The organism is Pseudomonas sp. BF-R-26, from assembly GCF_019947395.1.
Classification (GTDB): Bacteria; Pseudomonadota; Gammaproteobacteria; order Pseudomonadales; family Pseudomonadaceae; genus Aquipseudomonas; species Aquipseudomonas farris.
On sequence record NZ_JAGYGK010000041.1, the window covers coordinates 1 to 1,663 of the forward strand.

Genomic DNA, 1,663 nt, shown 5'->3' on the forward strand with positions numbered 1-1,663 from the left:
GGCCCAGAGTGTGTAAAAACGTTAGATCCCGTTTCGATCTTCAAGGCTGTCCGGCTGTCCGGCTTCGTAGCCTGATCAAGGCACGATGTCCCTTCCTGATGAGCTAAACCTCCCCAGCAACGCGCCAGATCATCGGGACACGTAAAAACAGGCCGGTTTTTAGGCCGTTAGCGCCTTCATCAAGTGATGGGCACCGATGATTTTCATAACCCGTTTCAAGTTGTAGGCGAGCACATTCAAGCTCATCTCCGCGCTCACCCCAGCTAGCTTTCGCGTCAGGAAGTGCGTTGCACCCATCCATTGTTTGAGCGTCCCGAAGGGATGCTCAACCGTCCGTTTTCTGACTCGCATCATCTCTGGTGCTTTGCCCAGCCGAAGCTGCATTTCCTCCAATACGGCTTCATGCTCCCAGCGTCGAACTCGTCGCTCCGTGCTTGGTGTGCACTGTGCTTTTAACGCGCAGCCCTGGCATTTCGAACTCCAGTAGCGATGCAACTTCAGGCCTTTTTCAACGTTGGAATAGCGCCAGATCAGCGCCTCTCCAGCAGGGCAAATGTATTGGTTTTTTGCCGCGTCATAGATGAACGCATCGTTATTGAAACGCCCGTCAGCCTTGGCTCCAGAGGTCATCGGCTTGGGCACGTAGGCGGTGATGCCTGCATCGTGACAAGCTAGGATTTCTTCGCTTTTGAAGTAACCTCGGTCAGCTACCACCGACAACGTGTCTGACGCCATCGCCTCGCGGGCCTGCTTGGCCATCGAGCTGAGTTGATCTCGATCGGAACCGACGTTAGTCACCTCGTGCGCAACGATCAAATGGTGCTGGGTATCGACCGCTGTCTGCACGTTGTAGCCGACGATTCCCGTGCCGCGCGTCATCATGGAGCGGGCGTCTGGATCGGTCAGTGAGACCTGTTTATCCGGCGATTCATTGAGCTGGATTTCGATCGCCTGAAGCTCTTTCATTTGAGTTTTGAGCTTGGCGATTTTCTCTTCCAGCCGCACGGCACTGGGCTCGGAAGCTGTTGGTTCTTGCCGATCGGCAGCATCGAGTGCCGTCAGGTAGCGGCTGATACTCGATTCAATTTCTTCCATTCGCCGCTTCAGTTTGGCGCTGGTGAAATTGCGGTCGCGGTTGTTGACTGCTTTGAATTTACTGCCGTCGATGGCAACCAGACGCTCTCCGAACAGTCCCAACTGCTGACACAGCACCACGAACTGGCGGCAGACGCCTCGGATGGCCTTGCTGTTGTCTTTTCGGAAGTTGGCGATGGTCTTGAAGTCCGGCATCAAACGCCCGGTCAACCACATCAGTTCGACGTTGCGCTGGGCTTCTCGCTCCAAACGTCGGCTCGACTGGATGCGGTTGAGATAGCCGTAGATGTAGATCTTTAGCAAGATCGCGGGGTGGTAAGCCGGCCGGCCAGTATCGGCTGGAATGGCACCTTCAAAACCCAGATTGACCAGGTCGAGTTCGTCGACAAAGACGTCGACTACGCGCACCGGATTGGTATCGCTGACGTAGTCGTCGAGGCTCTCGGGAAGTAAGGTGCCTTGGCCTCGATGTTCACCTTGGATAAAGCGCTTCATGGGCGATCCCTGCGATGAAATCCTCAGAAATCATAGCAAGGGTTCGCGAAGGCGTTTTTACACACTCTGGGCC

At 55.2% G+C, this 1,663-nt stretch carries 1 protein-coding gene; it reads right to left on the reverse strand.

The features are described from left to right. Positions 1-159: 159 nt before the first annotated feature. The gene (locus KGB18_RS29825) at positions 160-1,590 is read right to left on the reverse strand and encodes an IS1182 family transposase (protein ID WP_223570971.1); all 1,431 of its coding nucleotides are present in this window, start codon (positions 1,588-1,590) and stop codon (positions 160-162) included. Positions 1,591-1,663: the final 73 nt, after the last annotated feature.

Coding starts and splice junctions, on each gene's coding strand:
- KGB18_RS29825 (WP_223570971.1), bottom strand. CDS start 1,590: ATGAAGCGCTTTATCCAAGGTGAACATCGAGGCCAAGGCACCTTACTT.